The organism is Bacillus sp. MC1252 (assembly GCF_056838025.1).
The window spans coordinates 1400339-1427055 of the sequence record NZ_CM166369.1 but is presented as its reverse complement, the minus strand read 5'-3'; the positions used below and the strand labels follow the sequence as shown (position 1 = coordinate 1427055).

At 41.9% G+C, this 26717-nt stretch carries 30 protein-coding genes; 4 read left to right on the top strand and 26 right to left on the bottom strand.

Annotated elements, in window-relative coordinates; translation table 11 throughout:
• Positions 1 to 180 precede the first annotated feature (180 nt).
• The 7 genes from ACYH0L_RS07200 to ACYH0L_RS07170 form a co-directional block, all read right to left on the bottom strand.
• Positions 181 to 2100: a stage V sporulation protein D gene (locus ACYH0L_RS07200; protein WP_099725947.1), complete on the bottom strand. Its 1920-nt coding sequence runs from the start codon at positions 2098 to 2100 to the stop codon at positions 181 to 183.
• 126 nt (positions 2101 to 2226) lie between these two features.
• Positions 2227 to 4377 carry a penicillin-binding protein gene (locus ACYH0L_RS07195; RefSeq protein WP_256499663.1) on the bottom strand — a complete coding sequence of 717 codons (2151 nt, stop codon included), beginning with the start codon at positions 4375 to 4377 and terminating at the stop codon, positions 2227 to 2229.
• Between the two features lie 7 nt (positions 4378 to 4384).
• Positions 4385 to 4732 (bottom strand): cell division protein FtsL, encoded by a 348-nt coding sequence (gene ftsL, locus ACYH0L_RS07190; RefSeq protein WP_008344998.1) that lies wholly within the window; start codon positions 4730 to 4732, stop codon positions 4385 to 4387.
• A gap of 36 nt (positions 4733 to 4768) precedes the next feature.
• Positions 4769 to 5701 carry a 16S rRNA (cytosine(1402)-N(4))-methyltransferase RsmH gene (gene rsmH, locus ACYH0L_RS07185; protein WP_099725949.1) on the bottom strand — a complete coding sequence of 311 codons (933 nt, stop codon included), beginning with the start codon at positions 5699 to 5701 and terminating at the stop codon, positions 4769 to 4771.
• Between the two features lie 66 nt (positions 5702 to 5767).
• Positions 5768 to 6199, bottom strand: coding sequence for a division/cell wall cluster transcriptional repressor MraZ (mraZ, locus tag ACYH0L_RS07180; RefSeq protein ID WP_003211163.1), 432 nt, complete (start codon positions 6197 to 6199; stop codon positions 5768 to 5770).
• Between the two features lie 128 nt (positions 6200 to 6327).
• Positions 6328 to 7947: a bacillithiol biosynthesis cysteine-adding enzyme BshC gene (bshC, locus tag ACYH0L_RS07175; RefSeq protein ID WP_482354440.1), complete on the bottom strand. Its 1620-nt coding sequence runs from the start codon at positions 7945 to 7947 to the stop codon at positions 6328 to 6330.
• 65 nt (positions 7948 to 8012) lie between these two features.
• Complete coding sequence (locus ACYH0L_RS07170; protein ID WP_482354439.1) at positions 8013 to 8912, bottom strand: 2-dehydropantoate 2-reductase; 900 nt, start codon at positions 8910 to 8912, stop codon at positions 8013 to 8015.
• A gap of 210 nt (positions 8913 to 9122) precedes the next feature.
• Between ACYH0L_RS07170 and ACYH0L_RS07165 the strand changes: the two genes are divergently transcribed.
• Positions 9123 to 9602, top strand: a complete 480-nt coding sequence (locus tag ACYH0L_RS07165) for an N-acetyltransferase (protein WP_099725952.1) — start codon at positions 9123 to 9125, stop codon at positions 9600 to 9602.
• Positions 9603 to 9649: 47 nt separating this feature from the next.
• Here ACYH0L_RS07165 and gerR read toward each other — a convergent pair whose 3' ends face one another.
• From gerR to ACYH0L_RS07150, 3 genes are all read right to left on the bottom strand, one after another.
• Entirely contained in the window at positions 9650 to 10189 is a 540-nt protein-coding gene (gene gerR, locus ACYH0L_RS07160; protein ID WP_099725953.1) for a sporulation-specific transcriptional regulator GerR, read from the bottom strand.
• Between the two features lie 135 nt (positions 10190 to 10324).
• On the bottom strand, positions 10325 to 10498 hold the full coding sequence (rpmF, locus tag ACYH0L_RS07155; protein WP_008354700.1) for a 50S ribosomal protein L32: 174 nt from the start codon (positions 10496 to 10498) through the stop codon (positions 10325 to 10327).
• 26 nt (positions 10499 to 10524) lie between these two features.
• Positions 10525 to 11043, bottom strand: coding sequence for a YceD family protein (locus tag ACYH0L_RS07150; RefSeq protein ID WP_019743276.1), 519 nt, complete (start codon positions 11041 to 11043; stop codon positions 10525 to 10527).
• Positions 11044 to 11249: 206 nt separating this feature from the next.
• Between ACYH0L_RS07150 and ACYH0L_RS07145 the strand changes: the two genes are divergently transcribed.
• Positions 11250 to 12497, top strand: a complete 1248-nt coding sequence (locus tag ACYH0L_RS07145) for a nucleotidyltransferase (RefSeq protein ID WP_367307679.1) — start codon at positions 11250 to 11252, stop codon at positions 12495 to 12497.
• Positions 12498 to 12531: 34 nt separating this feature from the next.
• On the opposite strand, the gene ACYH0L_RS07140 is transcribed toward ACYH0L_RS07145, so the two are convergent.
• Positions 12532 to 13560 (bottom strand): SepM family pheromone-processing serine protease, encoded by a 1029-nt coding sequence (locus tag ACYH0L_RS07140; RefSeq protein WP_099725956.1) that lies wholly within the window; start codon positions 13558 to 13560, stop codon positions 12532 to 12534.
• Positions 13561 to 13564: 4 nt separating this feature from the next.
• Entirely contained in the window at positions 13565 to 14344 is a 780-nt protein-coding gene (locus tag ACYH0L_RS07135) for a patatin-like phospholipase family protein (RefSeq protein ID WP_256499528.1), read from the bottom strand.
• A gap of 166 nt (positions 14345 to 14510) precedes the next feature.
• Here ACYH0L_RS07135 and ylbJ point away from each other — a divergent pair, with 166 nt between their 5' ends.
• The gene (gene ylbJ, locus ACYH0L_RS07130) at positions 14511 to 15719 is read left to right on the top strand and encodes a sporulation integral membrane protein YlbJ (RefSeq protein WP_283775139.1); all 1209 of its coding nucleotides are present in this window, start codon (positions 14511 to 14513) and stop codon (positions 15717 to 15719) included.
• Between the two features lie 13 nt (positions 15720 to 15732).
• Here the strand turns inward: ylbJ and coaD are convergent, their stop codons facing one another.
• The 9 genes from coaD to ACYH0L_RS07085 form a co-directional block, all read right to left on the bottom strand.
• Positions 15733 to 16215 carry a pantetheine-phosphate adenylyltransferase gene (gene coaD, locus ACYH0L_RS07125; RefSeq protein WP_099725959.1) on the bottom strand — a complete coding sequence of 161 codons (483 nt, stop codon included), beginning with the start codon at positions 16213 to 16215 and terminating at the stop codon, positions 15733 to 15735.
• A gap of 3 nt (positions 16216 to 16218) precedes the next feature.
• Positions 16219 to 16806, bottom strand: a complete 588-nt coding sequence (gene rsmD / locus ACYH0L_RS07120) for a 16S rRNA (guanine(966)-N(2))-methyltransferase RsmD (RefSeq protein ID WP_256499662.1) — start codon at positions 16804 to 16806, stop codon at positions 16219 to 16221.
• A 282-nt stretch (positions 16807 to 17088) separates the two neighbouring features.
• Positions 17089 to 17361, bottom strand: coding sequence for a YlbG family protein (locus tag ACYH0L_RS07115; RefSeq protein ID WP_024424276.1), 273 nt, complete (start codon positions 17359 to 17361; stop codon positions 17089 to 17091).
• 65 nt (positions 17362 to 17426) lie between these two features.
• On the bottom strand, positions 17427 to 17876 hold the full coding sequence (ricF, locus tag ACYH0L_RS07110; protein WP_034318038.1) for a regulatory iron-sulfur-containing complex subunit RicF: 450 nt from the start codon (positions 17874 to 17876) through the stop codon (positions 17427 to 17429).
• Between the two features lie 57 nt (positions 17877 to 17933).
• Positions 17934 to 18344, bottom strand: a complete 411-nt coding sequence (locus ACYH0L_RS07105; protein ID WP_256499527.1) for a hypothetical protein — start codon at positions 18342 to 18344, stop codon at positions 17934 to 17936.
• A gap of 69 nt (positions 18345 to 18413) precedes the next feature.
• Positions 18414 to 18662, bottom strand: coding sequence for a YlbE-like family protein (locus ACYH0L_RS07100; RefSeq protein WP_039178297.1), 249 nt, complete (start codon positions 18660 to 18662; stop codon positions 18414 to 18416).
• Positions 18663 to 18681: 19 nt separating this feature from the next.
• Positions 18682 to 19095 carry a YlbD family protein gene (locus tag ACYH0L_RS07095; protein WP_099725962.1) on the bottom strand — a complete coding sequence of 138 codons (414 nt, stop codon included), beginning with the start codon at positions 19093 to 19095 and terminating at the stop codon, positions 18682 to 18684.
• Between the two features lie 106 nt (positions 19096 to 19201).
• The gene (locus ACYH0L_RS07090) at positions 19202 to 20245 is read right to left on the bottom strand and encodes a CAP domain-containing protein (RefSeq protein ID WP_099725963.1); all 1044 of its coding nucleotides are present in this window, start codon (positions 20243 to 20245) and stop codon (positions 19202 to 19204) included.
• Between the two features lie 122 nt (positions 20246 to 20367).
• Positions 20368 to 20790 (bottom strand): CBS domain-containing protein, encoded by a 423-nt coding sequence (locus ACYH0L_RS07085; RefSeq protein ID WP_230031484.1) that lies wholly within the window; start codon positions 20788 to 20790, stop codon positions 20368 to 20370.
• A 161-nt stretch (positions 20791 to 20951) separates the two neighbouring features.
• Here ACYH0L_RS07085 and ACYH0L_RS07080 point away from each other — a divergent pair, with 161 nt between their 5' ends.
• Positions 20952 to 21317 carry a YugN family protein gene (locus ACYH0L_RS07080; RefSeq protein ID WP_099725965.1) on the top strand — a complete coding sequence of 122 codons (366 nt, stop codon included), beginning with the start codon at positions 20952 to 20954 and terminating at the stop codon, positions 21315 to 21317.
• Between the two features lie 194 nt (positions 21318 to 21511).
• On the opposite strand, the gene ctaG is transcribed toward ACYH0L_RS07080, so the two are convergent.
• The 5 genes from ctaG to coxB all read right to left on the bottom strand — a co-directional run bounded on the left by ctaG (position 21512) and on the right by coxB (position 26487).
• Complete coding sequence (gene ctaG, locus ACYH0L_RS07075; RefSeq protein ID WP_099725966.1) at positions 21512 to 22390, bottom strand: cytochrome c oxidase assembly factor CtaG; 879 nt, start codon at positions 22388 to 22390, stop codon at positions 21512 to 21514.
• 30 nt (positions 22391 to 22420) lie between these two features.
• Positions 22421 to 22750 carry a cytochrome c oxidase subunit IVB gene (gene ctaF / locus ACYH0L_RS07070; protein WP_024426910.1) on the bottom strand — a complete coding sequence of 110 codons (330 nt, stop codon included), beginning with the start codon at positions 22748 to 22750 and terminating at the stop codon, positions 22421 to 22423.
• A gap of 2 nt (positions 22751 to 22752) precedes the next feature.
• Positions 22753 to 23373: a cytochrome c oxidase subunit III gene (gene ctaE / locus ACYH0L_RS07065; protein WP_268254863.1), complete on the bottom strand. Its 621-nt coding sequence runs from the start codon at positions 23371 to 23373 to the stop codon at positions 22753 to 22755.
• Complete coding sequence (gene ctaD, locus ACYH0L_RS07060) at positions 23373 to 25244, bottom strand: cytochrome c oxidase subunit I (RefSeq protein WP_230031442.1); 1872 nt, start codon at positions 25242 to 25244, stop codon at positions 23373 to 23375. Before ctaD ends, ctaE begins: the two co-directional genes overlap by 1 nt.
• Before the next feature lie 175 nt (positions 25245 to 25419).
• Entirely contained in the window at positions 25420 to 26487 is a 1068-nt protein-coding gene (coxB, locus tag ACYH0L_RS07055; RefSeq protein ID WP_230031441.1) for a cytochrome c oxidase subunit II, read from the bottom strand.
• Between the last annotated feature and the right edge of the window lie 230 nt (positions 26488 to 26717).

Below are 26717 nucleotides of genomic sequence, written 5' to 3'. Positions count from 1 at the left end.
GCATGTCTTGTGAAAAAAACACACAGTCTATATTTTATCGTAAAAAAAAGGATACATCCAGCGTATTCCTTAAGTTTCTCTTGGAAAAAACACACTTTGCGCTCTTTTTTTAAAACTGCCCTTCTCTTTCAACAAAAAGAGGCAGCCGAATGAGTGCGGCTACCCTCTGTTCATTCTTTATTATTCATCGTTTAAGTATAATCTGATCGTTGAGCCCTCTTTCACTTTTGTCCCAGCAGCAGGAGACTGCTTCACCACTTTACTGCCAGTGCCTGAGGCATCGATCTTCAGGTTAATGAGGAGTGATTCAAGGTCAGAAACAGATCCCCCTACAAGATTCGGTACCTCAATGGTTTTTGTGTCCAGCCACTGGTACTTCTTTTCAATTTGTCCTTTTCTTTTTTTCACACCCATCTCAGGCAGGCTGTCTCGCATAATATGACCAACAATTGGTGCCGCTACTGTACCACCAAATTGAATGGTGCCTTTTGGGTTATCAACGGCTACATATACAACGATGCTTGGATCATCAGCAGGCGCAAATCCGATAAACGACACAATATGGTTATTTTCCATGTATTTTCCGTCCTTTACCTTCTGTGCTGTTCCGGTTTTTCCGCCAACCCGATACCCTTCAACAAATGCATTTCGGCCAGTTCCTTGAGCGACTACACTTTCAAGTGCATATCTGATTTCTTTTGATGTTTCAGCTGAAATCACTTTCTTCTTGGCAATCGGTGATTGCTTTTTCACGACCCCTTTTGTGACCGGATCTATCCATTCTTTCGCAATATAGGGCGTGTAAAGTGTCCCGCCATTTACCGCGGCAGCCACTGCGGCTACTTGTTGAATCGGCGTAACGGAGACACCTTGACCAAAGGCAGTTGTTGCCTGCTCTACTGGACCTACTCGATCAAGCGGGAACAAAATTCCTCTCCCTTCCCCTTGAAGATCGATTCCTGTTTTCTGACCAAAACCGAAATTTTTAATATAGGAAAATAATTTATCTTTTCCAAGACGGTCGCCTAGCTCTACAAAGCCTGGGTTACAGGAGTTTTGCACCACTTCTAAAAATGACTGTGATCCATGCCCGCCTTTTTTCCAGCATCTGAGCCTTGCTCCATCGACCGTCACAGATCCGCTGTCAAAAAATTGATCGCGTTTTAAATTCACTTTCTTTTCTTCTAATGCTGCTGCAAGTGTAATAATTTTAAACGTCGATCCCGGCTCATATGTGCTCCACACCGGTAAATTTCGGTTAAATACTTTTGGATCAACTGATTGATAGTCAGCTGGATCAAAATCTGGTCTACTTGACATCCCCAGCACTTCACCATTTTTGGGGTTCATGGCAATGGCGATCATGCCATCTGGATTATATTTTGCCTCCGCATTGTCTAATTCTCGTTCAATGATGGTTTGTACTTTCGAATCGACCGTTAATTTCATATCAAGACCATCTTTAGGCGGTGTATAATCATCTGCTTCATCTGGCATTTTCTGTCCTTTTGCATCGGAATAGAATTTCACAGAGCCTTTTTCACCTTTTAGGTCATCATCGTAGTAGGCTTCCAGCCCAAGTAAACCTTGATTATCAATTCCAGCAAAACCCAGTACATGGGACAGGAAACTGCCAAATGGATAATGTCTGATGCTGTCTTCTGCTACATAAACCCCATCTAAATCAAGCTCTCTTACTTCTTTTGCTTTTTCATGAGATACTTTTCTGCCCTCAGGAGAAATTCGCTCAATTGATGTTTTCTTCGTGACGTGCTTGTACGCTTTCTCCTCAGACATATTAAGCACTGCCGCCAGTTTCTTGCTTGTTTCTGCGGGATCTTTAATTTGCCGCGGGACGACCAAAATGGATGGAGCACTTTTGTTCGTCGCCAGCTCTACCCCATTCCGGTCCAGAATATCTCCCCGTTCCGGTTCGAACGGGAGGTTACGGCTCCATGAATCTTTTGCTAAGCTTGTCAGCTTTTCGCCCATAATAAACTGCACATATCCTAATCTAGTATCTATGATGAAAAAAATGACCACCCCAAACAGCAGCACGAAAAGCAATCGTTTTCTCACTGTTACACTTGACACTCGCACGCCTGGTTCACTCCTTACATATGGCTTGTTTCCATCATATGCAGGCCCGTCCTTTTGTAGAACGGTCTAGTCCATCCCTCTAAAGCAAAAGAAAAAACCTAGCAAATGGTTTGCTAGGTTTTAAAGTTAATTTGGACTTTTAAATGTCACAGTGACAACTTTATCTGAAATCTCCGCTCCACTTTTGACACTTTGTTTGACAGCATATCCTTGTCCATTTGTTTCAATGTGCACACCCGAAATGGACGCATATTGAAGTACTTCCCTTCTGGACCAGCCTGTCATATCAGGCATCTTAATGGTTTTTCCTGCTGTTTTCAAGAAGACTTTCTGGCTTTCAGTGAATTCAGAGCCCGCACTCGGCCACTGGCGTTTAATGGATAGACCGTCGCCGATGACAACAGGTGTTACGTTTTTGTTTTTGGCTTCCGTTTCTGCCTGCTTCACTTCTAAATCAAGGAATGAAGGCATTGTTTCTTGTTTCACCTTTTGTTCGCCTGATTTTTTATCGTCTGTTTTTGTTGGTGCGATATTTAAATATAGCAGACTATTTTTCATGACAGGGTTAAAGATTTGTGAAACTGGGGCAGAGCCTGTTTCTGTTTCAGACAACTGCGGCTGCTGTACTGCCACATAAACGAGCAGCTTCGGATCATCTTTTGGCGCCATCCCCATAAATGAAAAGACGTAATCGTTTCTTCCCTGGAGGTAACCGCCGGCACCGCCAATTTGTCCTGTTCCTGTTTTCCCAGCGACGTCAAAGCCCTTGATTTGATAAGGCTGACCTGTACCAATTTTCGAGGAAACAACCTCACCTAAAATATCACGGACTTGCTTCGCTGTATTAGATGAAATCGGCTTTCCAGCTACTGTTGGTTCGTGCTGCAAAATCGTTTTGTTTGTGTTCGGGTCTGTAATATGGTCAATGACATATGGCTTCATCATCGTTCCGCCGTTTGCAATCGCTGTCGCTGCTTCGATTTGTTGAATTGGTGTAATGGCAGACGCTTGACCATAAGCCGTCGATGCTTTGTCATATTCGTATCTGAAATTGATTTTACTAGACGCTTCGTTCGGCAAGTCTATTCCCGTTTTGTCATAGAAATGGAATTTTTGCAAATATTGTTCGTATCGCGTGAAGCCTAGCTTTTCCTTTGCCAGCTTTGCAAAGGCCACATTTGAAGAACGGAGAACACCCTCATGAAAATCAATTTTCCCCCAGCCATTTCCGTTGTTATGGTCTCTTACAAGACCTCCGCCTACTTTATAAGTTCCAGATTGATACTTGGCACTGCCTTGATATACCCCTTCTTGGATCGCTGCAGCGAGTGTAAAGATCTTCATCGTTGAACCAGGTTCAAACGCATATGAAATGACATCATTGTTATAGTTCGTAATGTCGAGTTCATTTAAATTAAAGCTTGGGCGCTGTCCCATCGCAAGAACTTTTCCTGTTTTCGGATCAACAACTGTCGCAATGATTTTCTTTGGCTTATATTTTTTGGCGACCTGCGTCATACTTTCTTCAAGAAACGCCTGAATTTTTTGGTCAATGGTCAGCGTGACGTTTTTCCCATCCTTTGGGGCGACAATGTCTTCTTTACTATTCGGAAGAGCCCACCCGCTTCTGTCACTATTATACGTCACATAGCCATCTTTTTCTTTTAAGAATTTATTTAGCGCCTTCTCAAGCCCCATTGCACCTGACATGTCCTTGGTTGCCTCATCTAATCTTGCATAACCAATTAAATTAGAAGCAAACATGCCGTTTGGATAATACCGCTTCGTGTCTTTTTCAAATGCGATCCCAGGAAGCTTTAGCTTTTCAATTTTTTCCTTTGTTGAAAAACTAATATCCTTCCCAGCTTTACCAAACTCGACTTGGAACGCATCCTTTGTATTCAAACGCTTTAAGATTTCGCTTTCGCTCATATCAATGACTTTTGACAGCTCTTTTGCCGTCTTTTCTTTGTCGACGACATGCATCGGATGCTTTGGATCGACCGTCATTTTCTTGCTCATAATGGCAATGAGTTTATACACAGAGGTATCCTCTGCAATCACATTTCCATTTCGGTCTAAAATTGAACCTCTTTTGGCTTCAAGTGTTTTCTTCGATTGATATTGCTCATTTGCCTTGGCGGCTAGAACTTGTCCATCAACCGTTCCTGTAATCTGAATATAAATAAAACGTGCAAGGATGATAAAGAAAAACAGGGCGAAGCAAATACTCGCAATTGCCGCGCCTCTGTTCATCATTTTATTCTTTTTAGGCATCGCCATGTTAATCGACCTTCTTAACATCTTTCGATATGCTTAAGCCTGCTTTTTTAGCGGCTTCGATGATTCTTTCTGGTTCACTCAGCAAGTCTTTTTCCTTTTGCAGCTCAGTGATCTTCTTCGATTCTAAAGATACTTGCTGTTCTAATTTCTGCACTTCAATATTTGCGTGATACACAGCAAAGGCTTTAGAAATGATGAGAATGGAGCTGCACATAAGAGCCATGACAAACATGACAAGTAAGATTTTTTCACCAAGTGTAATAGAACCTCTTCTTCTAATGACAACCGATTGGCCTTGCTGCTCTGTTTGATGTTGCTTTACTTCTCTTTGGTAAGCCAAATTACTCATAAGAAACCTCCTTTTTATCATCATCTATGGTGTCGTTTACTTTTTTTCTGCAATTCGGAGCTTCGCTGAACGGGCACGGTTGTTATGTTCCAGCTCTTGTTCTGATGCGACGATCGGTTTTCTCGTGATCAGCTTCAGTTTTGGTTCAAGTCCTTCTGGAATCACTGGTAATCCGTGCGGAAGTTCTGGAAGAGAAGACATCTCTTTAAATGTACTTTTACAAATCCGATCTTCAAGTGAATGGAATGTAATGACAGAAATTCTCCCCTTCGGATTGAGTAACTCTATTGCCTGTTCTAGTGCTTCTTCAAATACTTTCAATTCGTCATTTACGGCAATTCGGATCGCTTGAAACACTCTTTTCGCTGGATGTCCGCCAGTTCGTCTTGCAGGTGCGGGAATTCCTTCTTTGATAATGTCTACAAGCTCCCCCGTTGTTTCAATTGGCGCTTTTTTTCTAGCTTCTTCAATTTTGCGTGCGATTTGCTTGCTGAATTTCTCTTCCCCATATTTGTAGAAAATCCGAACTAGATCTTCAAATGGCCATTCATTCACCACTTGTTTTGCCGACAATACGGCTGATTGATCCATTCTCATGTCAAGAGGTGCATCATGATGATAACTAAAGCCTCTCTCTGGTGTGTCGAGCTGAGGAGACGACACACCAAGGTCAAAGATCACACCGTCTACGCTTGTAATGCCTTGTTCATTCAGACGTTCTTTTAAATATCGGAAGTTGCTTTTTATGAAAAGAATGTTCGCTTTTGAATCTGCGAGCTTCTCTCGTGCATGATCCAGTGCAGCATCGTCTTGGTCAAATCCAATCAATGTACCTTTTTCTGATAATTGAGATAGTAAATATGAGCTATGACCTGCGCCGCCTAGCGTGCAGTCCACATATGTACCGTCTTCTTTGACGTTTAAACCGTCAACTGTTTCTTTTAATAATACTGTCTCATGTTGAAACATGATGTTATGGTCCCACCTTTTTCAAATAGAAATGAATGTGTAGAAAGCTTGCTGCACAAGGGATTATTATATATCAAATCCAATCATGTTTTCAGCAATTTCAGCAAAAGAATCTTCTTGCTCTTCTGTATATTGTTCCCAGATCGACTTACTCCACAACTCAATTCGATTTGAAACGCCGATGACCACACATTCTTTTTCGAGTTTTGCATATTGGAGTAGGTTTGATGCGATGTTAATGCGCCCCTGCTTGTCCAGATCGCATTCGACTGCGCCAGAAAAGAAGAACCGGGTAAACGCACGTGCATCTTTTTTCGTTAGCGGAAGTGCTTTGAGTTTCTCTTCGATTAGTTTCCACTCACTCATAGGGTAGCCAAATAAACATTGATCAAGCCCTCTCGTCAGCACAAACTGTTCTCCGAGACCGTCTCTAAATTTAGCAGGGATGATCATGCGCCCTTTTGTATCAATCGTATGTTGGTATTCACCCATGAACATGATCATCAGAGCCCCACTTTCTCACCTTTACTCTCCACTATCCACCACTTCTCTCCACAAAACTTATTTTACACTGTTTCTACATAAAAAAAAACCCTGAACTAGTCAGGGTTCATTAAAACTTTATTTCAAAGTTTGACAATTTGTTGCTTGTTTTGAAATGAAAATGGCATATTTTTGAATGTTTTGAAGAATTCTGGACCATATTTGTTTAAAAAATACATGATATTCCAAATTCTTTCTTGCGCGGCATCAAGTGGTTTTAAACTATTTTCAATCCGTTCAAAGTCGCGAAGGATATATCCTTCCTTCTCTTCCACGCGCTGAGCCACCTTTTGATAAACAAATTGAAGTTGGTCTTCAATAAATTTGGCATTTTTCTCTAGAAGCTGCTCAAAGCTCGGTTCAATCTCCAGCGCTTCTTGTCTCATCGCACCATGAACATTTGCTAATTCACGTTTCGCATGTTGAACCGCTTGAACGAAGCTGTCTGGAAGACTTTGCTGAAAGTGCGCGTCCTTCTTTTCTTTTACTCCGTTTGTCAGCACTTCTTCTACCGACAGTTCTCTGACCGGCAGTTTTTTGTCAATATGCCTTTCAAGAATGGTGACGTGCAGTCTTGGAAGAACAGGTGCCATCTTTAATTCAAAATGTTCAAAAATTCCTTTTAGTTCTCCCCAATAGTTGACTTCACCGTGTCCTGCCATAAAAGCAAGTGTTGGGAGAAGGGTCTCTTGCATCAAGGGGCGCGTCACCACATTGTTGCTAAACCTTTCTGGGTGCTCCTCGACTTCCTGCAAAAGCTCTTCCTTTGTCCACGTAAGCCCCACTTCTGATACAGAAAACTGATGCTGCTCTTTTTCAATGAGGAAACGCTCTTCATCATATTCGTAAAACAGGTTTGCCTGGTGGTCACCAGCTTCAATGATCGGCTGATATCCCGCTCGCTTCATGGCAGCCTGCGTTTCATTCAGGCGAGCTGTGATCGTATCATTTGTCTCGACAATGTGCTTAAATAACATACGCTCGAGTGGTTTGACGCCTAAGTCTCCTGAATTAAATAGCAGCAGTCCATCTTCTTCAAAGAGGTCGCACACAATCCATTCAAAGAAATCAGTAAACGTTTGTGATTTGCGTAAACATCGAAGAAGCTGATCAAGCAAATCATTTGTGTAAGCAGATTCTTCATAGGTTGAAAACACATCACGAAGCCATTTCTCTGTTTTCTCCTGATGCAGCGGTGTTCTTTTCGCAGCAGCTTTTTTGATACTATGTAATGGCAGCTTTTGTTTGACTGGACCTTTTTCGCCAGACGTGTACACAAAATTAATTTCATCTACGTCATGATCCTCACCAGCTACCCAAAAGACCGGAATCACAGGAACGCCAAGCTCTGATTCTTTTTCTTTTGCAAACTGAATAATCGATATGATTTTATGTATGGTATAAAGCGGTCCTGTTAATAGGCCTGCCTGCTGCCCTCCAACCACCATGACACTCCGTTCATCACGGATTTTTTCAATGTTCTGACGCATCGCTGCCGATTCAAACTTTGCGTGATATGCGCTCATATAATCCGCTAAAGCCTCGCGCGGGAAGCTCCTTCCCATGAGATCGTCGTATCTCTTTTTCCATGTGTGCTCAGAATGTATATCATAATCAAAAAAAGCAGTCATCTCTTTTTTTTCTTCTATATAATCACGTATGAATAAATTCTGACTTCGGATGGAAAGTTCAGTCAATTGCATGTTTAGAACTTCCTTTCTTCAATAAATAGTTAGTTTCCCGAAAAAAGTATAGCATGTAAATGAGCTCACTCAAAAGATTTTGTTTGCTTTTTTTCCAATACTTCCAAGCTTCTATTGAAGAAAGCAAGATATGGCGCCAGAATCTCTTGAGCCTGGGCCTGTTTTAAAAGATAGCCAACGATGGCTTTTCTTTCGGTTTGGCGGCCTTTTACGATATCTTGAAGCATCGACGATTGATTAGCGGCCGTTTTATCACAAATAGAGACCACATGGAACCAGAGCCGCCCCTTTTCAGACAAGCCTAAAATGGAAACAGCTTCTTCAAATGCACATTTCATCATGTATTCATATGAGGAATTTGCGATCAGTTCCCCATTTTTCACATGTAATAAAGCCGTCAGCGGATTAATACAGACATTGACAAGCAGTTTTTCCTCCAGCACCTTTTTCCATTCATCTGTATAGACCATCTGAAAATGGGCTGATGTCTCATTCAATTCATTCTTCACATCTGCTGCTTCCTTATGATGAAATGCCCCCCACTTTATGACACCAATACCTGTATGAGCGACTGCATGATCTGACACCTTCATTGCGCCATGCTCTACCACACCTATATATAATTGATGTGCCGTTTTCCAGTTCTCTAAGTCTAATAGGTGGGCCATTCCGTTCTGCAAAAATAAGATCCTCTGATGAGGTAATGCCGATAGTTCGTCCAGTACATCTTGCAAATGATGATATTTCACTGTCACAATGACTAGATCAAATACCCCTTTTACCCCTGTCTGTGCATGGACAACTGCCCTAAACGTTTCTCCTCTCACCATTCGTTCAATTCCTGACGCTCGAATCTCTTCTGCCTGTTCGTTTCTTCTTGTGAATACGGTAATGTCATGATGCTGTGATAAATAACTGGCACAAAGCAGACCAATCGCACCTCCGCCAATGATTCCAATTTTCAACTGCCGCACTTCCCTTTTTCTGTTTACTTCATCATATCCACTATTTTAACAGTTTCATGTCATGATGCAAAAAGCAGATGACGCACTATGATTGAATTTTTTTAATTTAAAAACTATAATAATAAGTGTAAAAACTTTTTTAGGCGGATGGGATGAAAACGCCTTCAAAGACATCACTGTCGACATTATGTGTGTAAGGGGGAAGATCACATGACACAAGTAAAACGTCTTCTAATTAATTACAAAACATTAGAGGAATTTAAACAATTTAAGGAATACGGCATACAAGAACTTTCAATGCTTGAAGACCTTGAAAGCAATATGATTGAAAATGACAGCAACTCTCCATTTTACGGGATTTATTTTGGAGATAAGCTTGTGGCACGTATGAGCCTATATCAAGTGGATGGCTCGACGACTACGTATTTTGACCACAACCATGATTATTTAGAGCTGTGGAAGCTAGAAGTGCTTCCTGGGTATCAGCGCAAAGGGTACGGCGAAGCACTTGTCGAATTCGCCAAATCTTTCGGATTGCCGATTCGAACGAATCCACGCGTCAAATCTGCTGGTTTTTGGGATAAAATGGGTTTTGAAGCGGTAAAATATGATATGGAACGCGATAAAGGTGAAAATCCACTCATTTGGGAGCCCGCACATATCAAAAAGAATACAGGTGAATCAGCTTAATGGTTGATGACAAAACGCCCCTCCTTTCATCTGTGAGGGGCGTTTTCTTATTTTGCGTAGTCTTTTAAGCTGATATTCTGTTTGACTCTTTCAACAATACCAATGAGTGCCCGGTAATCTTCTTCTGTCATTTTCAATTGGCGCTTCAAGTGTTCATTTTCTTCTGTGAGCGCCTTTAATTGATGATGTGCATCCTTTAGCTCCTCGCGTAAATAGGCGGGACCAGAAGGCTCTTTCTCAAGCTGCTCTAAAAACTGAATCACTTCTCGAAGGGTCAATTCAGCATGATCTGAAGATGTCTTCTCCTCTATTGTTAACGCATGCTGTGGTAAACCTGAGGAATGAATACCGATCTTTTTACGCAGTTCTTTCCGCTGTTTTTTCGCCAGTTCAATGCCTGCTTGATACTGTTTTCTGACGTAAGAATTCCACCTGAATCCACATGCTGCAGCTGTTCTTGACAGTGCTTTCCCGACTTCCTCAAATGCGGAAAGCTGGGTCCCTCCATCTCGAATATGTCTTAAGACGACTTCTGCTAATAGTAAATCTTCATCTTGTGTCCATGCGTCCTGCCTTGTAATCGTCAATTAATCATCCCCCCTGAATCTGAATACCACATCATATGCGCCTACTAGAGTAGATAGACTATTTGCAGGAGAGAAACCTAAAAAATAGACAAATAAAAAAACGCAAGGGAAGATTCCCTCACGCTTTTTTATACATTAGTTGCTTTTTACGTCTTTGCCTTTGTATGTTCCGCAAGATTTGCAGACACGATGAGAAATTTTCATTTCACCGCATTCTGGGCAAGCTACCATACCAGGTACTTGTAGTTTGAAATGCGTACGACGCAATCTTTTTTTCATTTTAGAAGTTCTTCTAAAAGGTACAGCCATTATTCCCACCTCCTTAAAGAGTTAAGTTAAGATTCATTATTTTCTTCTAAGAGCTTCTTCAAGCCTTCCAGACGCGGATCGATTCGGTTTTGATGTGCATCTTCCGAAATGACCGCCCAGTCATTACCTTCTTGTGGTGCAGCACCTTTTACGTCTGTTTGGTCGCAAAAGATTTGCATCGGCACTTCAAGAAGTATTTCTTCCTTGACGATAGGCGTTAAGTCGATGATATCGTCTTCTACAACGGAAACGTCTTCATCTTCTATATCGTCTGTCTTATGAAGTACAAATAGTTCTTTCGTTGAAATCGCAAATGGATAATTTACATCAACAAGCGTTCTTGAACAAGGCAATGTCATTTCACCTGTGATGGTTAAATCAAATGCGACTTGCTTTGATTCGATCACTCCAGTCCCTTTCACCTCTACTGGTGAAATGCGACGTATATCTGAATGAAGGCTAGTAAGTTCATTTAAGTCAACCGTCTCATGAAAATCGAAGCTGTTTTTAGCTTTTTGATGTAACTGATAAACTGTCCATTTCAATTGTATCACCTCTAAGAGCAACAAACATGATTATAGCTTTCATCATGCTATTTGTCAATATTTTTTCTTTACAGTCCTTTGTGATGTCAGAGGGTTGTTTGACATCAGTTCTCGGAATGCCTACACTGAAAAAAATGGGCTTCATTTTTCCCTTATGCTACTGTAGCATAGACCATTTAACCATAGCAAGAAAGGCGGAACATCTATTGAAATCAGTGGGAGTTGTTGTAGAGTACAATCCATTTCATTATGGACATGCCTATCATGTTCGTCAGGCGAAAAAACAAACCTCCTCAGATGTTGCCATTGCCGTCATGAGCGGTTCCTTCCTCCAGCGCGGTGAGCCTGCAATCGTCTCAAAATGGGCACGTACAAAAATGGCACTGCAAAACGGTGTAGACATTGTATGTGAGCTTCCATACATATACGCTGTGCAAAAGGCAGAAACCTTTGCAAATGGTGCTGTGTCCATCCTAGACGCTTTAAAATGCCGCACTCTTTTTTTCGGAAGTGAGGATGGGGACATCAACGTATTTGAGCGCACAGCTCATGCTTGGCATGAGAAAAAGGCAGAGATTGACCTTTTAACAAAAGAGAAGGTCAAAGAAGGTCTTAGTTATCCGGCGGCGGCGGCTGCTGCGTTTCAAGAGGCCATTTCCCTTGACCACTTACTGGATTTGTCTAAACCGAATAACATTTTAGGCTTCCATTATGTAAAGGCCATCTTAGAGCGATCCCCTCACATGCAGCCTTTTACCTCCGTGAGAATGGCATCTGATTATCATGATGAAGAACTTCCTGTAAATCAGAAAATCGCAAGCGCAACAAGTATTCGAAAAGCCTTAAAAGAGCACGGCTCATTTGAAGCGGTCACACCCTATCTCCCGGACGCTACTTTAAAGCAATTACACAACTATCATTCTTCATACGGTCTTTTACATACGCAAGAAGCTTATTTTAGCTTCTTAAAACATGTCTTTCACACAATGGAAACGGCTGAACTAGAAGACATCTATGAAATCGAAGAAGGCATCGAACACCGCATGCAAAAGGCGATCACACACGCGTCCTCCTATGAAGAATATCTATCACTTGTGAAAACAAAACGATATACGTGGACAAGGTTACAGCGAATGAATACGCACCTCTTAATGAGAGTGAAAAAAACCGCAATGCATGAGCTGCTGAAAGAGAAAAAAGCACCCTATATTCGTTTACTCGGTATGTCAAAGAGAGGGCAGCAATACTTATCTCTTGTGAAAAAAGAATTGGACGTACCGCTTGTGAGCAAGCTGTCTTCCTTTTCACATTCCGCACTTGATCTTGATATACGCGCTTCCCGCGTCTTCAGCCTTCCCATCTGTGAGCCAATGCAAACGGAACTAACGGAAGCAGAGTTTAAAACCTCACCGATCAGATATGATGAAGAGACTGATCTCTTTCTCTCTCGATAAGAAAAGAGCAGCCTTAATGAGGGCTGCTCTTTTCTTATGACGCTTTCTCTTTTAATTTGTTTAAATAGTTCAGTGCATCTTGCATTGTATCTACAGGGACAATTTTCATATCACTTTTAATATCTTTCACTGTTTTGACTGCATTTTGGTAGTCTGAGTTTGGATCGCCTTTATCGTTTGGCGCAAAGAATATGTCTTTTCCTGCTTTATCTGCTGCCACAACCTTTTGATCGATCCCACCAATTGGGCCGACCGTTCCATCGGCGTCAATCGTTCCAGTCCCCGCAATCGCATAGCCATGTGTTTCGTCTTCTTTTGTCAGCTGGTTATAAATTTCAAGCGACATCATTAAGCCTGCTGATGGACCGCCGATATTTTCAATATCTACTTTAATCGCAGGTGACACTTTCACATGACGGTCTGTAAACAATGACACACCTATTCCGACTCGTTTCGGCTCTTCTTTAAATGGTTTTAACGTCACTTGCTGTGTGATTTCTTTACCGTTTCGTTCAAGGACAAAGCGCACAGATGTGCCTGCTTTTTTACTGCTGATATATGAAACCATTTTATCAGCTGAATCATAGGTCTTGCCATCAACGCTTTTGATCCGGTCGCCAACTTCAATTTTTCCGTAAGCAGGCATCCCTTTCATCACGTAGCTCGCATATACCCCGTTAAACGTATAATCTACTTTTTTTCCTGCTTTTGTATATGCTGCAATCATGGCATTTTCTTGAGAGCTTTTCATCAGTTGAAGCTGTCGTTTCATATAATCTTCATCCGATTCTCCGTCCGCTTTAATGTTTTCTTCCGGGACGATCTCGTCATACTTGTTCATTTTTGCAAGCAAATACGTATATGGGTTTGCTGGACCTACTTTAATGGTCATAAGAGAGAAGCTGCCCTTCTCGCCATATGCCCCGTCTACTTTAATGTGCGGAGCAATCTCTGTTGCATCACCAGGCTTTGTCACGTAATACGGCAGTTTAACAAAGGTTAAGCCAAATAATACAAGGACAACCACAAAAAAGCTGAGCCAGCGAATATTCAATTTTTTCATTCGATTAACACTCCCATTTATCAATGACATCTTTCAGTTTCCCTTTTAGTTGGTCTGCGGCGAGCTCACCTGCTTCAATCATCTCTTGAACCTGTGTAAACGCACTAGAGCTATATGTTTCAAGCCTCGGCCGGATCATGAGATCTGCGTGAATGGTTTGATGACGAACCAATTCATTTTGAAGGATGTCCAAACTTTGCATAATCACATCCGATAATCTCGTCGCCTTTTCTGTTTTTTTCACCCTTGATACATCAGAGGCGATAATGAGGTCTGCCCCCATTTCTTTTAAAACAGACACAGGAATGCGGTCAACAACCGCTCCATCTACTAATTGTCTGCCACCCATTTCGTGCGGAACAAACACACCCGGAATGCTAATGCTCGCTCTGACTGCTTGTGAGACAGACCCTTCTTTGAACACAACCTTCTCCCCTGTCTCGAGGTTACAGGCGACAATCGCAAGAGGCATTCGCAATTCCTCGATTTTTTTCCCATATGTAAACGTGTGGATCAGCTGCAAAATTCGATTTCCTTTTAAAAGACCGATTTTTGGCAGTGTATAGTCAGCATAATACTTTCTTCTGAAGACAAGTGCAAGTTTTTTCATTTTTTCTACGTCTTGTCCCGCCGCATAAAAGCTCCCAACAAGTGCGCCAATACTGCTTCCAGCAATCATATCCACCTGAATTCCTTGTTTCTCAAGACTAGATAAAACTCCGATATGCGCCATTCCCCTAGCACCCCCAGAGCCTAGCGCAAGCCCGATGACCGGTCGCTTCATGAAAATCCACCCTCCTCTTTCTATGCATATATACGAATCTATAGGTCTAAACATGCCCCTTCTGCTCGTATAGTAATAGAAGACAGGCTCGGTTAGTTTTTTTCTTTTTCTTTTTCTTTGATCACGAGCTCGCTAATAGATCATAACGGCAAGGGGCGAAATCTTCATGAAAAAATGGAACACTCTGTTCATCGCTGCTTTTTTTATCTTTTTAACAGCCACTGTGATTACACATCCACAAGCCTCTTTGCAAGCGTCAAAAAATGGACTTGCAATGTGGTGGGAGGTTGTATTTCCATCATTGCTTCCTTTTTTTATTTTGTCCGAGCTATTAATTAGTTTCGGGATTGTCAGATTTGTCGGGGTGTTATTAGAACCATTTATGCGCCCCATCTTTCGAGTACCTGGTGTAGGCGGATTTGTACTAGCTATGGGAATGGCCTCAGGCTTTCCTTCTGGCGCTAAATTAACGACAAGACTCAGACAGGAAGGACAGCTGACGAGAATCGAAGCAGAGCGCCTTGTTTCATTTACAAATTCATCGAACCCATTGTTTATTTTCGGAGCGGTGGCTGTTGGTTTTTTTCATCACCCAGCTTTAGGGATTGTTTTAGCCTGCGCACATTATTTAGGGAATCTCGCTGTTGGTGTGACGATGCGAGGGTATAAAGCGCGGCATGATGCGCATCTTAGAAGCCGGAAGGGATTTTTATTTCCACCGCTTAAAGAGGCATTCAGCGCCCTTCATACAGCAAGACTCGCAGAGAAAAGACCGCTCGGCCAAATTTTAAGCGATGCTGTCATGTCGTCCATTCAAACACTTTTTATGATTGGCGGCTTTATTATCTTATTTTCTGTCTTTAGCAAAATGCTGGCAGTTGTTCATGTGACAGACCTGCTCTCCATAGGAATCGGATATATGCTGCAAACGATGCACCTTCCGCCAGAATTAGATCTAGCCATGATTGCCGGTTTATTTGAAATCACATTAGGAAGTCAGCTAACGGGGTCACAAGAGGTCACCCTGCTCGCTAAAACCATTGTGGTCAGCTTTATTTTAGGATTCAGCGGGTTCTCTGTTCAAGCCCAGGTAGCCGGCATTTTGGCGGCAACCGATATACGCTTTAAACCTTTTTTCTTCGCCCGTTTGCTCCACGGGATTTATGCAGCTGTCTTTGCCTTTTTATTATTCAAACCTCTTTATGTATCTCGATCAGACATGACTCTTCCAGCAGGAGCCTTTGAAGCAAGCGAGCAAGTTGTCATGTTTAGCAGTGTGTTCTGGAATCAGCTTGTGACAGCTGGCCCTTTGATCACTTTGTTCAGCCTGATCGTGTATATTGCTCTATATTACCAGAAAGTAAAAAATGGATGAGTGCACGAGGCACTCATCCATTAAATTTTTCTTTCAGCGCTGCTTCTACTTCTTTTGGAACAAGCTCTTTGACAGATCCATTGTATTTCGCTACTTCTTTGACAATGCTTGAGCTTAAGAAGGAGTATTGATTATTGGTCATCATGAAAAACGTTTCAATTTCATCATCTAAGACTTTATTCATCGATGTGCCTTGCATCTCATATTCAAAGTCCGTCACGGCTCTTAGCCCACGCAAAATGACTTTGGCCTCTTTTTGTTTCGCATAATCAACAAGCAAGCCATGAAAGGATTCAACTTTGATATTTGGCAAATCCTTTGTCGCTTGCCTAATGAGCTCACACCGTTCTTCAACTGTAAACAACGGTTTTTTTGATGAGTTATTTAGTACACATACATACACTTCATCAAAGATGTTTGCTCCTCTTTTAATAATATCCAAATGGCCCAATGTGACTGGATCGAAGCTACCCGGACAAACGGCTATGTTCCCCATGCTTTAATTTCCCCGCTTTCTATAGATCGTAATGCCAGTCATTCCGTACAGTTCCCGCCTTGATATGTGGAGCTGTCCAGCTTCCTCAGGCAGCGAGACGTCTTTATCATGCTCACATACGATCACGCCATCATCTGTTAATAAGGAGTGCTCATCAATCATTTCAAGAAGTGCCTTCAGCTTTTGATCTTTATACGGCGGATCAAGAAAGATCGCTTGAAAGGATTCCTCTCGTTTTACAACGGCTGTGAGAGCACGCTTTGCATCATTTCGAAATACTTCACTTTGATCCATCAGCGACAATTGATTCAGGTTTCCTTTAATTGTCTGAATCGCCTTCATATCTCGATCAACAAAAATGCAATGATCGAATCCTCTAGAGAGCGCTTCAATTCCTAAACCACCGCTTCCCGCAAATAAATCAAGGGCCCTTCCGCCATCAAAATACGGGCCAATCATATTAAAAATGGATTCTTTCACTTTATCTGTCGTCGGTCTTGTTGATTGACCTGGTACCGCTTTAAGCGTGCGGCCTTTTCTCGTTCCAGAGATGACTCTCATTTTCCCACCACTTTTTCTGCTTGCTTCTATTGGTCACTGTCTTATGACAAAAAATTCAACATTATCTTACCACATCCACTCGGCATGGGACAATGCGCGTAATTTCATTCATTTTCTATGTATAGATGACGGGAAGCGGGGCCATACTACTTGTAACAGCATCTGATGTGGTGCTGTTGCCAACCGCGGAGAAGACTTACGTTTCCCCATAAGTTCTTCCTCCGGTTTCTCCTCTCCCTTTGCCTTCTCCTTAATGAATCATTAAGAATAGAAGGACCCCGCGGGTGATGCCGCGGGGGTTTTTTTGTGTCTTTAAAAGCCCACCTTATAATCATATTCTTTTGCTTTGTCCAATTTGGATTCGTACTCTAATTTAATAAAAGGTTTATATGAAGGCTCAACACGTTTTACAAATGGCAATGAGCTCAGCTTTGCCATATGGCGCTCGAGATCATCCATATCACAATAAATCACTGCATATTTCATTTTCCTTGAAATATAGTGAACATTCCCAAATTTTCTTAGCGCTTTTGACTGCTTTAACGAATGCAGCCAAACGACCATCCCTTGACGTTTGGTTTCCATCTTTTCACCTGCCGCTTTTCAATTCTTTCCATTCATTATGTAAAAGACGAGACGTTCAAGTCTCGTCAAGATACTTTACAGCCACAGCTGCCTCCTGATCCACAGCCACCGCCGCATGATGATAGACCATCAAAATATGGGTTCCCTGTTGGAACTTTAATATATGCTGATACAGCTTGACCGATTTCAATACTAATCTCATCTAAGATGGATTGAACCGCTGTTTCTGCTTTTTTGAAATCAACCACTGTATCGTGAAGATCTAGCTTTCTTTTGACCTCACGCATTTCCTTTGAGATCGTTCTATAGTCCGGATGGTATTTGCCGAACCGCTGCACATCCTCATATTGCTCTTTTACTTTTGTAAAGTGGGCAATAATTTGTTGGGCTTCTTCGTCTTGCTGGAGACGCTTAAAGCAGTTGCGGTAATGTTCAGCCTCCTCCGACTGAAGAATCATGGCAGCCAATTGATTCGCTTCCTCTTGGAGCTCCACAGATTCGATTGTCGCATACATAAATGTTGCACCTCCAATTCATAGTTTACCACGAAACCTATGGATCAGAAAATGCTTTTACGTGACAAATACATCCCACGTTTCCCTTTTTTGTTTATAATCTGGATGACGGGAATTCAGCACAACGGTCATTTTATGCTTTCCTTTTGAAAGGTGCTTGACCACAAACGCAGCAGTATACTCATTGCCCGCACGTTTCCCATCTACATACACTGTAAAATATCCCGCCTTCTCATCCTTCTTCCCAAGTGAAGGCTCAAGATGGAAATCTTGAAGTATACTTTCTATATAGACAGCCGATCCCTGCACTTTGTATTTTAAAAAGCCTTGCTGCTTCATTTCACTTTGAGCTTGCTGCATCACTGGTACAACTGGATCTTGCTTGATCACTTGCTCTTCTTCATGTTGACTTTGACACCCGGTGACAAGAAAAAGCAATGCGCATATTGACAGCATCCATTTCATCATCTGATTCTCCTTTCGTCTACTTTCATAGGATGCTCATGAAATAGACATCTTAATCAACTCAAAAAAGCCTCACCCGGCTCCATTTTGATTGCGCATTGCTTGGAACATTTGAATCATCATTTCAGCCATTTGGACACTATTGCTCAACTGACTCACACGATGAGGAATAGTTTTTTCGTAAAAGTTCATTTTATCTAATTCAAAGGAAGATAGATTTTCAGGATGTCGAGTCAGCTGTCTGTACCAAAGAGGACGCTGTCTAATGAATTTGATTCGATCCTCCTCGGCCATGACAAACTCCTGTACTTCTTTCCGCACCAAAAACATCCCCTTTCAATTAATCTTTCCTGAAGGAGAATGGGTGCTGACTGCCTCCAGATGAACCTTTTTTTGAGCCATTTGATGAAAATTGACCGAGTAAGCTTTGTAAAGAGGAAATAGACTGGCTCATTTTGTTAATCTGTTCATTCATTTGATCAGCGTCCATTTTTTTCACAGCAGAAACCATTTTAGACATGAAATCTGCTTTTCCCGGTTCACTTGTCTTAGAGTCTTTTTCGTCTTTTGCTTCTTTAGATTGCGCTTGCCGATAAGGAGACCACATCTCATCTTCCTCACCAAACATGACCCAATTTTCATATAAACTTTGCCAGCTTTTTTCTTGCGCTTGCACTTCTTGAATTAACTTCGGATGGCGTCTGACGAATTGTTTAAATTCATCAATGGATGTTTGTTTTTGCTTATTTGTCATATCCTCACCCCCATACAAATGCCTACTATACTATATACACCAGCATCTGTTTTGGTGAGCCTCTTTTTTCATAAAAAAACAGCTGCGGTTGTGCAGCTGCTTTGTTTTAAGATGTTTTCTTGATGAAGTTTTGAGTATAGTATTTTTCTTTCACACCTACGCCAAGGTGTGTGTAATCTCCATTTAATAACGCCTTCCGGTGACCTTCGCTATTGAGCCAGCCTTCTACAGCTGCTGGTCCATCTACATAGTTATATGCAATGTTTTCACCTGCGAGCTGAAATGTGACCTCGCCTCTTTCTAATCGGTCTTTCAGTGTACCGTATTTTTTAGACTCATGGGAGAAATAATGATTCTCTTTCATGTCCTCACTATGCATGAATGCCACTTCGGAGGTTTCATCGTCCCACTTTAAGGTCGGCAGGTTGTACTTATGGCGGATAATGTTGGTCATATCAAAAATTTGTTTTTGACTGGAAGCTTCGATATCCTTCCACTTTTCGCCTGATATCGACTCAGGTTCTATCAATTGACCTCGATAAACAACCTCATACGGCTTTTGTTTCACAAATGTATCTGCGTTATAGGCCCTGATACTCGAAAGGGTGCTTTCAAACTTATCCATGTATAGCTGGACATAGACATCATCTCCCACTTTCACGGTTGGCCTTGTATTCATATCATCTTCTGAGAATTCAAAGCGGTATGAATTTTGTTCATCCTCTACATGAATGTAAGGCGCAATTTGTGTTTTTTTAAACACTTCACTTGTGGCTTGACCGATTTTAAATGGTTCAACATTCAGCCCGTCTCCTGTTGCAAACAAAGTCACCACTTTACTATCCTTTACCCCGACTTGAATATAGTGCTTCTTCGATTGGTTGTATATCCACCAGTCATAATCATATGCGGAAGGATCAATGCGATCTGGTTCTCCCAGCTGTTTAAGCACTTCGTTTGATGATTTTCCCATAAAGGACATGAGGCCCTTTTTTGGGATGTTGATCGGCTTATCGCTAGATGTTTCTTCATTAGACACCTTCGATTCATTGCTGCTTTCTTTTTCTGGTGAAGATCCATATTGAATAAACAGAACGTACGTTCCGGATATAACCAGGAGGATGAAGAGTGTTTTGAGCACAGTTTTCAAATAAACACCTCCGTTAAATTGGCAAGGTACAAAAAGTACCTTCTACTGTCATTTAAACAAAACTTGCTCCATTTATCAACGACAATACAGCCTATTTAACACGAATTTAAAATATGCCCCTGTTAATGAAAAAATCCTTGCCTGTGATCTTGATCTTGTTGAGAGATTTCAGTAAGTGCATCTCCCGCACGATCATTTGACAAATCTTCAACTGATAAATCTCCAAGAGCTACAATCCCCGTTAATGCTCCGCTTTTAACGACGGGAATGCGGCGGAGCTGGTGCTCTGACATCAACCGGACAATTTCTTCAAGCGTCGCATCTTCTTCGGCTGTCAGTACTTCCTTCGTCATGAGTGCGCCAACTTCCTGTGAGTTTGGCTTTTTCTCAGCAATGCCTCTGAGTACAAGGTCACGGTCTGTCACAATTCCAACAAGCTGATCTCCGTCAACCACTGGAATGGCACCGATGTCAGCATCTCTCATTTTTACTGCCGCTTCATAAGAATTGTCGTCCTTTTGGCACGTCACTACTTTTTTTGTCATAATATCTTTGATTTTTTTCGTTTTCACGTTGATTCCTCCATCTATTATTTTCTTTATTACTGTAACCAGCTTATAAAAGAACATACCTTTCGCAGTTGAAAGTTTAACGCTTTCATACTATGATTGTCAGTAAAGGGAATTTTTATAAGGAGGGGTTTTGGGTGAAGTTTGAAGGTACGGGGATTGAAAAGGTAGCAGCTGACTTAAATAAATTAGATTTCATCATGGAAAGTGAAGGATTTGTACGAGCCGATCAATGGGATTATGAGCGTGTGACGTATGACAGAAAGTATAGCATGGTTGAAGGGACATTTTATTTACGGATCTCTGGCTACGCCACTGAAGGTGATGTCGGTTCCAAAAAGGCACACATTCAGCTTCTGACACCTTTACTTGGAAAACATTATTATCCGCATGGTGTAGAATACGGTGAAGGCGAAGATTTCCCTAAATCTCTTATCCAATCAAGCAAACAAACGCTTGACCGACTGAAAGAAAAACTAGAATCAATGACTGCTGAAGCATAAAACAAAGCACAGCCCAAGCGGCTGTGCTTCTGCGTGTAGACAAACCCTCACATTCTTTGTCAGATCTGCATTACGGTGCTCACGAATGTCAAATTCATTCGCTCCGGTACTCGTCCTTCCTAGACTTCAATGGTTTTCTATTGCGCTGAACAGAAGAAAAATCTAAAGCACAGCCATACGGCTGTGCTTTAGATTTATTCATATTTCGGAATGAGCGCATCTGGCACGGCATCTTTCGCTCTTTCTTTTCTTGCCCAATCAAAGAACACAACAGCAAGAATAGATCCATAAACGATCTCCTGAATAATTTTCATCAAAATAGCGCCTAGCTGCTGATCCTCCAGCAGCGGCAAGGTATGAAACATATCAGGGCCAGTTAGTGCAAGACCTGCAAGCATATCGCTTGGCACACATAGATGCAGAGCTTGTATCCACGCGCCGGCATCTGAATAGGTCGCATAGATCGGTGCATCACTAAACATGATGAGTGCGCAGGCAGGTGTCATCAATATACCGTCTGCCATGATATAACCAAGCTTTAAAATGCCTGTGATCTGCGGCTGACTTTGGACTTTATGGACAAGCGGCCACCACATGAAAAAGGCAGCGATAAAAATAACAACCGTCATCAACGCATGATAAAACGGATCTGTTTTCACAAAATCAAACACAAGCGGGATGTGATAAAGCGAAAACAACCCGTTAAACCCAAGCAGAGCAATCAAAGGCTTGGAAAACAAACGGAAAATAGCCTGAATGCCTCGTGTTTGAATGATCCGCTCCCAAATGGCCGCAGGTAAACCTGTGATCAGGAGTGGCGGGATGACTAAATATAGTACCGCCATTTGCGCCATATGTGCGCTGAACATAATATGCCCCATTAAATCAATTGGGCTGCCTTTCACGGCATATAACAGAACAAGCCCAGTCAGAAATAGCGTTTTCTCTTTCACCGTCGCACGGTGCTTTCCCTTTGTAACGAGAAGTAGATAAAAAGCAGCTGCTAATACAATACAAATCAAATAGTAGGGACTCCATAATGCTCGAAATCCGAATATCTCTAAGTTCTCCATTGCTGCGCCTCCTTCAAGGGCAAAGCGGGCTTACCACCAAATAATGGTCAAAAAGGCTAAAACGGTAATAAACGCGACAAACACACCTGAGTAAAGAAACAACGCGGGTGTTTCATGCCCTTTTTGGTTCATGTGCATAAAATAATAAAGCTGAAAGGCCACCTGAATACCTGCAAGCAGTAAAATAAATGGTACTGCGAACCAATTCCCGACGTCTTCAGAGGCGATCGTTAAAAATGCAACAAATGTTAATCCAATCATCAAGCCGAAAGAAATGAGCTGATGCTTCATTTCTTCGGCATTTTTCTTTTTACGGTATACAAGATCGACTTTGGACTGATTTGTGTTTTTATTTCCCATTCTTATCCCACCATTCCCATTAAATATACAACGGTAAAGATGAAGACCCACACAACATCAATGAAGTGCCAATAAAGACTTGCCACATAATATTTTGGCGCATTGTATAAATCCAGTCCGCGTCTCATATTTCGAATCATAAGAGCGGTAATCCAGCAAAGTCCGAAGGCGACGTGAGCTCCGTGAGTTCCTACAAGTGTATAGAAGGCAGAGCCAAGTGCAGAGCTGGTAATCGTAAATTCGTACGCATGCACATAGTGATAAAACTCATAAATCTCGACCCCTAAAAATCCAGCACCTAATAGAACGGTCACGCCGAGCCAAAGCTGCATTTTTTTAAAGTTAAAGTTTTTCATATGATACATTGCATACACACTCGTTAAACTGCTCGTTAACAGGAGCATTGTGGCAATAAAGACAATTGTGATGTCAAACATATCAGTGGTTTTTGCTCCGCCTGCATTTGAGTTTTTCAGCGCCAAGTAAGTGGCAAACAAAGATGCAAACAGAACAGTTTCTCCCCCAAGAAACAACCAGAACCCGACGAACTTATTCTTTCCTTCTAACGTGGCTTTCTCAGGCGAAGCCGGAAAGGTTTCCGCTGTCATTTTTTGTGGTTCCATTATGCTTTCACCCCTTTATCATCATCATCGGTCAAATCTTCTTTGTGAATATGATATCCATGATCATCTTTAAGAGACCTGACCAGCATGGTCGCAAACGTAATGCCAAGGCCAATGAAGATCACCGGAAGCCCCCAGCTGTGCTCTTGACGATACATGAAGCCAAACGCTGACACAAATAGACCGAATGAGATAATAACAGGTAAGATGGAATTATTCGGCATGTGTATATCATCGAGCGGTTCAGATGCTGTCATTCCTTTTTTACCATCCATTTTCTCAATCCATAATGGATCAAGTCCTCTAACTAGTGGAAGCTGTTTAAAGTTATATTCTGGCGGAGGTGAAGACACTGCCCATTCAAGCGTTCTTCCATCTCCCCAAGGATCGCTCGATACACGCTCCCCTTTTGCTGTTGTCCAAATGACGTTAATCAGCATGATGACAACTGCTACAAACATAAACAAAGCACCTATTGTACTGATCAAGTTCCCAAGCTCAAGGCCCTGACCTGGCAGGAACGTAAAGACACGGCGCGGCATGCCCCATAACCCCAAGAAATGCTGGATAAAGAAGGTTAAATGGAAACCGATGAAAAAGAGCACAAAGCCAATTTTCCCAAGCTTCTCATTGAGTATTTTTCCAAACATTTTAGGCCACCAGTAATGCACACCTGCTAATATACCGAATACCACACCACCGATAATCACGTAGTGGAAATGCGCCACAACAAAGTACGTATCATGGAACTGATAATCAGCTGCAGCTGCTGCAAGCATGACACCGGTTACCCCGCCAAGTAAGAATGACGGAATGAATGCAACGGAATACAGCATCGCTGTCGTAAACTTCACGTTACCGCCCCATATGGTGAGCAGCCAGTTAAATACTTTAATTCCTGTTGGCACCGCAATCGCCATAGTGGCTACGGCAAAGATCGCATTTGCAATAGGTCCAAGCCCCGTTGTGAACATGTGATGCGCCCACACCATGAACCCTAGGAAACCAATCAATACAGTGGCGAACACCATTGACGAGTAGCCGAACAATCTTTTTCTTGCAAACACTGGAATGATCTCAGAGAAAATCCCGAATGCTGGCAGGATCAAGATATATACTTCCGGGTGTCCGAAAATCCAGAACAAATGCTCCCAGATGATCGTATTCCCTCCAAGCTCTGGATTGAAAAAGCTCGTATCAAACATTCTATCAAGCATCAGCATCGCAAGCCCTGCTGTGAGCGGCGGGAATGCGAATAAAATGAGTGCAGATGCGACAAATGTCGTCCAAGTGAAGAGCGGCATTCTCATATACGTCATACCAGGCGCTCTCATATTAATGATCGTCACAAGAAAGTTGATACCTGCAATCAGCGTACCAATCCCCGCTATCTGCAAACCTAAAATATAGAAATCCATGCCATGCCCTTCTGAATTCAGCGTGAGCGAAGCGTATGCAGTCCAGCCTGCATCAGGTGATCCGCCTAAGAACCAGCCAAGGTTTAAGAAAATTCCTCCGAAAAAGAATAGCCAAAAACCAAGTGAATTTACAAACGGAAATGCTACGTCACGTGCACCAATTTGAATTGGTACAACCGCATTCATTAATGCAAATAAAAGCGGCATTGCTGCAAGGAAAATCATTGTCGTTCCATGCATCGTCATGATTTCATTGTAAACCCCTGCACTAACAAAATCATTTTCAGGGATGGCTAGCTGAATACGGATAAACATCGCTTCTAGGCCGCCAACCAAAAAGAAAAATCCCCCTGCCACTAAATATAGTACGGCAATTTTTTTGTGGTCAACCGTCGTCAAGTAATCCCATAAGACAGCGCCAAACCCCCGCTTTTTAGCTATTGTACTCACCATGAAATCCCCCTCTTATCTCCCATTTGCCCCTTTTCATATAGATGTCTATCTTAACGATCTTTCAAACAGACTGCGTCTGACAGGTGACTACTTCTCGGTTGTAGAGACATATTCGGGAGCTCTTAACAAAAACTTCACATAGATCACATATCCATTTGAACATACGCTCTAGATATTACTCTATTTTAAGACCTTTTAAATACTCGTAGAGTGCATCTGCTTCTGAGTCATTTAATTTAGGATACGTCCCTGTCATCTTATTACCTGGTTTAAAGCTTTCTGGATCTTTCAGCCATGCTTTCACATTTTCTTTGTTCATGTCTTTAATTCCAGCAACTTTCGTTCGCTCTCCGAAGGTCGCAAGGTTTGGAGCAGTCCTTGCCGCTTCAGGCCGTTCGTCCCCAGGCTCTACTGCGTGACAGCTCAAGCAGTTTTTCTCTTTAAATAGTTTTTCACCCTCTAGGGCTAGGTCTGACGTGGATGTAGGCTTCTTGTAATCTGCCATTTTTTTGGTCCACCCTAAAAACTCATCTTGAGAAAGCGTTTTAACTTTAAAGTCCATTAAAGCATGTGATGGACCACAAAGCTCCGCACATTTCCCGTAGAAATATTCTCCTGCATCTTTCGTTCGTTTCGAATCAAATTTCAAATAAAATTTGTTCTCATTGTCAGTATTAGTATCGATTTTACCGCCAGCCGCTGGAATCCAGAAAGAGTGCTTAACATCGGATGCTTTCAGCTTAAAGTACACCTTTTGATCTGTCGGTACAATCAATTCCTGACTTGTGACAATCCCATAATCAGGGTATTCAAATTCCCACCAATATAAGCTGGCTCTAACATTCACAACAAGTGTCTTTTCAGGATCTCGTTTTTTCTTATCCATAGCGCTTGTATCCCCTAGCTCAAGCGTGTATGCCACAACAGGTACAACGAGAATAATGAGTAGAAGAATTGGAATCGCTGTCCACGTAATTTCTAGGTTACGGTTCCCTTCCACCTGTTTTGGAATCGTATCTTCTCCCACTTTAGAACGTTTGAATTTAATGATGACGTAAAAGAAAATGATCGATACAACAATGACGACAAGAACCATAATGAGTGTACTCAGTACCGTTAGGAAAAACTGTTTATCTGCTACTTCCCCAACTGGCTTGAGTGTTGATAAGTATGGTTCACCACAGCCCGCTAAAACGAGCGTCAGTAAGAGAAACAGTGAATAAACACGCCATTTTCTTATCATAATTTGTCCCAACCCCTTTTGCTTGATCTCCTTTGCCTTTCGCTTTTTACCTCTTATTTATAAAATCACTTTTCACCCATCAATAACCCCCGCCCCTTATAAAAGCACTTACATTTCCTCTTTTCATAAAAAAATGATGTTTTTACTCAAAATACCATCTATGTATAAACAGAAAGCCGCCTAAATAGAACTGAATATCAGGCGGCTTTCATAGTTGTAAGAAAATGTTG

Bases quoted from the DNA above. Each gene is read 5' to 3' on its own strand.
- coaD (WP_099725959.1), bottom strand. From the start codon at position 16,215: ATGGGGAACATAGCCGTTTGTCCGGGTAGCTTCGATCCAGTCACATTG.
- mraZ (WP_003211163.1), bottom strand. From the start codon at position 6,199: ATGTTCATGGGTGAATACCAACATACGATTGATACAAAAGGGCGCATG.
- ACYH0L_RS07165 (WP_099725952.1), top strand. From the start codon at position 9,123: ATGACACAAGTAAAACGTCTTCTAATTAATTACAAAACATTAGAGGAA.
- rpmF (WP_008354700.1), bottom strand. From the start codon at position 10,498: ATGGCTGTACCTTTTAGAAGAACTTCTAAAATGAAAAAAAGATTGCGT.
- ACYH0L_RS07195 (WP_256499663.1), bottom strand. From the start codon at position 4,377: ATGCCTAAAAAGAATAAAATGATGAACAGAGGCGCGGCAATTGCGAGT.
- ACYH0L_RS07135 (WP_256499528.1), bottom strand. From the start codon at position 14,344: ATGAAGCGACCGGTCATCGGGCTTGCGCTAGGCTCTGGGGGTGCTAGG.
- ricF (WP_034318038.1), bottom strand. From the start codon at position 17,876: ATGTATGCGACAATCGAATCTGTGGAGCTCCAAGAGGAAGCGAATCAA.
- ACYH0L_RS07085 (WP_230031484.1), bottom strand. From the start codon at position 20,790: ATGACAAAAAAAGTAGTGACGTGCCAAAAGGACGACAATTCTTATGAA.
- ACYH0L_RS07140 (WP_099725956.1), bottom strand. From the start codon at position 13,560: ATGAAAAAATTGAATATTCGCTGGCTCAGCTTTTTTGTGGTTGTCCTT.
- coxB (WP_230031441.1), bottom strand. From the start codon at position 26,487: ATGATAAGAAAATGGCGTGTTTATTCACTGTTTCTCTTACTGACGCTC.
- ctaD (WP_230031442.1), bottom strand. From the start codon at position 25,244: ATGGTGAGTACAATAGCTAAAAAGCGGGGGTTTGGCGCTGTCTTATGG.
- ACYH0L_RS07095 (WP_099725962.1), bottom strand. From the start codon at position 19,095: ATGACAAATAAGCAAAAACAAACATCCATTGATGAATTTAAACAATTC.
- ACYH0L_RS07105 (WP_256499527.1), bottom strand. From the start codon at position 18,344: ATGATGAAATGGATGCTGTCAATATGCGCATTGCTTTTTCTTGTCACC.
- ACYH0L_RS07115 (WP_024424276.1), bottom strand. From the start codon at position 17,361: ATGGAAACCAAACGTCAAGGGATGGTCGTTTGGCTGCATTCGTTAAAG.
- bshC (WP_482354440.1), bottom strand. From the start codon at position 7,947: ATGCAATTGACTGAACTTTCCATCCGAAGTCAGAATTTATTCATACGT.
- ylbJ (WP_283775139.1), top strand. From the start codon at position 14,511: ATGAAAAAATGGAACACTCTGTTCATCGCTGCTTTTTTTATCTTTTTA.
- ftsL (WP_008344998.1), bottom strand. From the start codon at position 4,732: ATGAGTAATTTGGCTTACCAAAGAGAAGTAAAGCAACATCAAACAGAG.
- ctaG (WP_099725966.1), bottom strand. From the start codon at position 22,390: ATGGAGAACTTAGAGATATTCGGATTTCGAGCATTATGGAGTCCCTAC.
- ctaE (WP_268254863.1), bottom strand. From the start codon at position 23,373: ATGGAACCACAAAAAATGACAGCGGAAACCTTTCCGGCTTCGCCTGAG.
- ctaF (WP_024426910.1), bottom strand. From the start codon at position 22,750: ATGGGAAATAAAAACACAAATCAGTCCAAAGTCGATCTTGTATACCGT.
- rsmH (WP_099725949.1), bottom strand. From the start codon at position 5,701: ATGTTTCAACATGAGACAGTATTATTAAAAGAAACAGTTGACGGTTTA.